The 6,060-nt window shown below is 72.0% G+C and carries 4 protein-coding genes and 1 pseudogene (1 of these 5 only partly in view); 2 read left to right on the top strand and 3 right to left on the bottom strand.

Features of this window, described 5'->3' with window-relative positions:
- The 3 genes and pseudogenes from CED_RS08470 to CED_RS08460 form a co-directional block, all read right to left on the bottom strand.
- Positions 1 to 726, bottom strand: a pseudogene (locus CED_RS08470) (FkbM family methyltransferase); it reaches 1,134 nt to the left of the window's first position.
- Positions 723 to 2,048, bottom strand: coding sequence for a glycosyltransferase family 4 protein (locus CED_RS08465; protein WP_035909711.1), 1,326 nt, complete (start codon positions 2,046 to 2,048; stop codon positions 723 to 725). The pseudogene CED_RS08470 and the gene CED_RS08465 overlap by 4 nt, the downstream one beginning before the upstream one ends.
- Positions 2,049 to 2,217: 169 nt before the next feature.
- On the bottom strand, positions 2,218 to 3,420 hold the full coding sequence (locus CED_RS08460) for a glycosyltransferase family 4 protein (RefSeq protein ID WP_035909793.1): 1,203 nt from the start codon (positions 3,418 to 3,420) through the stop codon (positions 2,218 to 2,220).
- Between the two features lie 265 nt (positions 3,421 to 3,685).
- Between CED_RS08460 and CED_RS08455 the strand changes: the two genes are divergently transcribed.
- Positions 3,686 to 5,929, top strand: coding sequence for a bi-domain-containing oxidoreductase (locus CED_RS08455; protein WP_035909792.1), 2,244 nt, complete (start codon positions 3,686 to 3,688; stop codon positions 5,927 to 5,929).
- Between the two features lie 46 nt (positions 5,930 to 5,975).
- Positions 5,976 to 6,060 (top strand): GDP-mannose 4,6-dehydratase (locus CED_RS26110; protein WP_330219012.1); only part of this gene is annotated, 85 nt, incomplete at its 3' end.

The following is a 6,060-nucleotide window of genomic DNA, read 5'->3' as shown; positions in this document are numbered from 1 at the left end:
CNCCCGCCGCTCGTAGGCGCGGGTCACGGCGATGACGGGGCGGACCGGCACGGGCACGCAGATCACCCGCCGGCCGACGGCGGCGCCGGCCGTGATCACGACCTGCCGGAACGTCAATGCCTCCGGCCCGGCGACGTCATAGGCGCGTCCGATCGCCGCCGCGGTCGTCGTTGCGCGCAGCACGGTGCGGGCCAGGTCCTCGACGTGCACCGGCTGCTGCAGATGATGCCCCCCGCCGGGGACCGGCAGCACCGGAACGCGCCGGAGCAGCGCCAGCAGCCGGGCCATGTTCCGGTCGTCGGGACCCCCGTAGATCATCGTCGGTCGGATGATCGTCCAGTCCAGCCCGCTCGCCGCGATGGTCCCCTCGGCCGCTACCCGGATCCGCTTCGAGGGTGGATCGAGCGTGGTGAAGATCCCGGTGGTGGAAAGGAAGACGGCCCGGCGAATGCCGGCCGCACGGGCGGCGGTCACGATCGTCTCCGCATGGCCGAACCCGAGTGAGGCGATGTTGATCAGCGCCTCGCAGTTCGCCTCGCGGAACGCCGGGAGCAACGTCGCCGGATCGTCGAGGTCACCGCGCACAGTCCCCGCGCCGTGTCGGCGCAGCTTCGTCGCCGCCGCGTCGCTGCGCGCCAGCCCGACGACCCGGTGTCCGTCCGCGAGCGCCCGGTCGACCACCCGGCTTCCGAGGAAACCGGTGCCACCGGTGATGAGGAACCTCATGCGACCACGTCCGGTGCAGGTACCGGTGCAGGTACCTGCACCGGTGGGGAAAGGGTCGTCGGTGGAGGCGGCGCCGGGAACGGTGCGTTGTCGAACAGCAGCGTCTGGTACCGGCGGGCCAGATCGTCGCGATCGTAGTGGGCCTCGACGTGCGCCCGCCCGCCGCGGGCCATCCGCGCCCGGCGGTCCGGGTCCGCCGCCAGGACCAGGATCGCCTCCGCCAGCGCGGCCGAGTCCTCGGGGGGCACGACCATCTGCCCGGCGGCAAGGAGGATCCGGGCCGCCTCGCCGCGGACCGCCCCGATCACCGGGCGGCCCGCGGCGAGGAACTCGAACATCTTCGACGGGATGAACGTGTCGAACATCGGCACGTCCCGCAGTGGGACAACGCAGATGTCGGCGGTCGCGACGACGGCGGGNACCTCCTCNCGGGCAANCCCNTCGCGCAGCACCGTGTTGGCCAGTCCCAGGCTCTCGACGTGCCCGACGAGCCTGCGTTTCTCGGCCCCCTCACCGACGAAGGCGAACCGGATCGGCCGGCCGGTCACCCGGGCGGCCGCGTCGGCGATCGAGGTCAGTCCGTGCGAGATGCCGTGGGCGCCGAGGTAGAGCACGAGGGTGTCGCCGTCGGTGGCGCCCAGCCAGGCCCGGATGTCGGCCGAGGCCGCGGTCGTCGGGTGGAACCGGCGGAGGTCCACGCCGTTGGGAATCACGTGCACCTTGCGCGGCGCGATGCCTCGTCGCACGATGTCCTCCCGGAACCCCTCCGTCACCGTGACAACGGCGTCGGCGGCCCGGTAGGCGGCGAGTTCGAGGCGTTCGAGAACGCCGAGGACCCGCCGGTCGGTGAGGACGCCGAGGTGCTCGAAGATGGCCGGCCACAGGTCGCGGACCTCCACAACCAGCCGGGCGCCGCGCAGCCTGGCGAGCAGCCAGGCCGAGCCGAGGGGAAAGAAGGTCGGCGAGGNCACCACCACCACGTCGGCCGGGCCGGCGGGCCGGCCGCCGAGCAGGACGCTGGTGACCATGAACGACAGATGACCGAGGGTCTTGCGGGCGATCCCCTCGTTGGGAGTGGCATAGAGCCAGGTGCGTACGACGCGGTACCCGTCGACCCGCTCGGTCCGCAGCCAGGCGCCGCGATAGGCGGCAGGGATCTTGCCCGTCGGGTGGTTCGGCATGCCGGTGAGTACGGTGACGTCGAGCCCGTTCGCCGCCCACGCGCGTGCCGTCTCCGACAACCGGGACTGGGGAGCTCCGGTCTCCGGGGGGAAGTAGTGCGTCACCAGCAGGACGCGCGACCGGACAGGAGAGGGGACCACCGACCTCGACCTCCAGTCGCCCTTTACATACTTCACCATGAGTAATGTATTGTATTCTGTGAGTGACTAAACGTAGGCGATGTCGCATCGCGTGTGTCGCGCTTCGTATCGATCTCATTGCCATCNGTCGTCGTTGTCGGCCGCCTGGCGGTCGCGGGGTACGAGCCGATCAGTGGCTTCGACCGGCATCCCCCAGTGGCCGGGTCCCGTCGGTCCGGTCTGTCCTGTCCGGGTTCGTCGGCCGGCGTTGCGACGGGATCGCCGCGACTCCGGACGCGGCCGGTGTGGGGGACGCGGCCGGTGTGGGGGACGCGGCCGGCATGGGGGACGGGTGCGGGCGGGCGGGAACGGCGCGCGAGTGGCGGGCGGAGTCCCGTCCCGCCGCGACGCGCTGTGGAGCGTTCAGGTACCCGAGGAGCACCAGCCCGGCCGCCGTGTCGGCGAGCAGGCGAACGGGCAGTGGTCCGTCCGCGGCGAATCCCAAGGCGACGAGGACCGCCGTCAGGACGCCAACCAGCCCGGTCACCCGGGTGTGTGACCACCCGGCGGTGGTGAGTCGCTGGTAGGCATGGGTGCGGTGGGGCAGGTACCACTGTTCCTTCGCCCGCACCCGGCGTAGCAGAGTCCAGGCGGTGTCGGCCAGGTACAGCGCCGTCGGTGCCAAGGCGGTCTCCACCGGTATTCCCGCCAGGACCGCCCGCACCGCCAGGAGCGCGATCGCGGCTCCCAGCGAATAGCTGCCCACGTCCCCGAGGAAGATGCGGGCCCGAGGAAAGTTGAACGGGCCGAAACCGAGCGCCGCGGCCGCCGTGAGAGCACCGCCGGTCGTGATCGCGTCCACGTGTTGGACGGCTCCGAGCACCGTGAACGCCGCCCCGGCCAGGACCGCCGTCGTCACCGAGATGCCGTTGATGCCGTCCATGAAGTTGAAGACGTTGACGAACGCGGTGATCCAGACCGGTGCGATGATCGTGACGAGCAGGACGGTTGTGCCGCTCGGAACCGGGTCGTCGAGCACCGCCCCGCGCACCGCCGTCACCGCGACGACGGCCGCGGTGACGTGCAGGGCCAGCCGGCGCGGCGGAGCGATGCCGCTGAGGTCCTCGACGAGTCCGATCAGGCCGAACGGGGCGATGCCGATGGTCAACGACAGCAGGTCGCGGGCGTCGCCGGGCCCAGGGATGCACACCGCCAGGCCGATGCCCGCGAACAGCCCGAGGACGACTGCGATACCGCCGCCACGCGGGGTCGGGACCTGGTGCGAGGACCGCGCGGTGACCTCGTCGATCGCCGCCATCCGACGCATGCCGACGATGACGATCGGGGTCGCCGCGAGGGTGACGATGCACGCGGCGGCCGACGCTTCGAGCATGCCGTTCCTCCGGGTCTGACACTTCGAATGGGCGAGGCCGATGTTCATCGCTGAATGTAATGCATCAACTACACTGCGCAGCATGATGCGAGCGTGGGCGCCCCCGACGCCCTCACTTCCCCCGGTCGTACCGAAGACTCGGGCCGACACGCCGGTACGGGTCCGCGCGTGGGTGCGGGTCCACCTGCCGGCGCCGACCGTCGGCCGGCGCGGCGGCGCCCTGGTGGCGTGGTGAAGCAGGTGGCGTGGTGAAGCAGGTGGCGTGGTGAAGCAGGTGGTACAGGCGGCGTCCGGCGGGGCGGTGCGCGTCGTCGACGTTCCCGTGCCGGTCATCGGTCCGACCGAGGTGCTGGTGGCGACCGTTGCGACGATCGTGTCCGCCGGCACGGAACGTGCCGTTACCACGCTCGCCCGCTCCGGGCTGCTGACCAAGGCGCGGGCCCGCCCGGACCTTGTCCGCAAGGTCGCGGAGAAGGCGAGGACCGACGGTCTCATCCCGGCCGCGCGTTCGGTCCGGGACCGGCTCGGCGCCGACGTTCCCCTCGGCTACAGCGGATGTGGTCGCGTCGTCGAGGTGGGCTCCGCGGTTGACCGCATCCGCCCCGGTGACCTCGTCGCCACGGGTGGGGCCGGGCGCGCCAACCACGCCGAGTTCCAGGCCGTTCCCGGGTTGCTCTGCGCCCGGGTGCCGGGCGGGGTCGACCCGGGGGCGGCGGCGTTCGCCACGATCGGCTCTATCGCCCTGCACGGGCTGCGCCTGGCGGAGGTGGGCCCCGGGGCGAAGGTGGTGGTCGTCGGGCTGGGGCTGGTCGGTCAGCTCGCAGCCCGGCTCGCGCTCGCCAGCGGATGTGACGTCGCCGGCATCGACCTTGCCGATCTGCCGCTGGTCACCGCCGAGGCGAGCGGTGTCCGTGCGCTGCGGGAGTCCGGCGAGGCCACCACCGCCGCGGTCCGCGCATGGAGCCGGGGCCGTGGTGCCGACGCGGTCCTCATCTGCGCCGCTGGTCGCTCGGCGGAACCGGTCATGCGGGCCACCGCGCTGGCCCGGGACCGGGCGCAGTTGGTCGTGGTGGGTGACGTCGGACTGGGCCTGCTTCGCGCGCCGTTCTACGACAAGGAGCTGACGCTGCGCTTCGCCCGCTCCTACGGACCGGGCCGGTACGAGCGTGGCTACGAGGAGTGGGGGGTTGACTACCCGGCCGGGCAGGTCCGCTGGACCGAGGGACGCAACCAGGAGGCCGTGCTCGACCTGCTCGCGGCCGACCGGCTGCGAGTTGATGATCTTGTCACCCACGCCTTTCCGATCGACGCGGCGCCGCGTGCCTACGAGATCGTCGCCACCCGCAGCGAGCCGTACCTGGGGATCCGTTTCGACTACCCGGCGTCGGCTGCCTCCGAACGGGTCGGGTCCGAACGGGTCGGGTCCGAACGGGTCGGGTCCGCGGTGGCCGGGGCTGCACTGGCGCACAGCGCGGGCCCGACCCGGGACCGGTCGGTCAGCCCGCGGCCGCGGGTGCCCCGCCAGCGATCCGCCCCAGCGGGACGTCGGGGCAGCCGGGTCGGCTGGATCGGGGCCGGGACGTTCTCCGGATCGGTTCTGCTGCCCNCCTTCCGGGCGGCCGGGTTTGACCAGTTGGTCACGGTGGCCTCCGCCGGTGGCCGGTCGGCCAGGGCCTTCGCGGACCGGCACGGGTTCGCCGGGGCGGTGGCCGGCGCCGACGCCGTGCTGGACGACGACGACGTCGACGTGGTCGTCATCGCGACGCCGCATGCGACGCATGCCGACCTCGCCGCCCGGGCCCTGGAACGCGGTCGGCACGTATGGTGCGAGAAGCCGCTCGCGCTGAGCCTCGACGAGCTCAACCGGGTGGAGAAGGCGGCGGCGACCGGCGGCGGGGTGCTTGTCGTCGGATACAACCGGCGTTTTTCCCCGGCGGTCACCGCAGCCCGCGCGGCGCTGGCCGACCGGGATGGTCCTCTCACGTTGAGCTATCGGATCGCCGCCGGGCCGGTGCCGGCCGACCACTGGTACAACGACCGGGTCCAGGGTGGCCGGCTGCTCGGTGAGGTCTGCCATTTCGTCGACACCTGTGCCGCGCTCGCCGGCAGCGAGGTGGACACGGTGACGGCGCTCGCCGGGCGGGAGGCCGAGCTGTTGCTTGCTCCCGATGTGGCGGTCACGCTCCGGCATGCCGACGGTTCCCTGTCTGCCATCTCCTACAGTTCCGCCCGTCCCCGCGGAGTGCGTAAGGAGCACCTCGAGGCGCTGGCGGGCAGCCGGCACGTCCGCATCGACGACTACCGCGAACTGGTGATCGATGGACGTTCCACCTGGAAGGGGCCGCAGGACAAGGGGCATCACGCCGCCGCGGCGGCCTTCCTGCGGATGTGCCGCGGCAGCGACACCGGTGTCACCGCGGAGCTGCTCGCCTCGAGCCGGGCGACCCTCGCGGCCGCTGACGCGCTCGGTGCCGAGGTACCGCGAAGCCCGGCCCGGCTGGGTTCCTGAATAGCTGGGAACCCGGCCGAAGATTTTTTCGACGAAAGGATTCGACGTGCCTCGCGCGCTGATTACCGGGATTACCGGTCAGGACGGGTTGTATCTGGGTGAGTTGCTGACCGCGAAGGGTTATGAGGTGT

It is taken from the genome of Frankia sp. CeD, assembly GCF_000732115.1.
GTDB classification, from domain to species: domain Bacteria; phylum Actinomycetota; class Actinomycetes; order Frankiales; family Frankiaceae; genus Frankia; species Frankia casuarinae.
The sequence above is the reverse complement of the archived record's forward strand: the minus strand, read 5'-3'. Positions and strand labels throughout refer to the sequence as shown.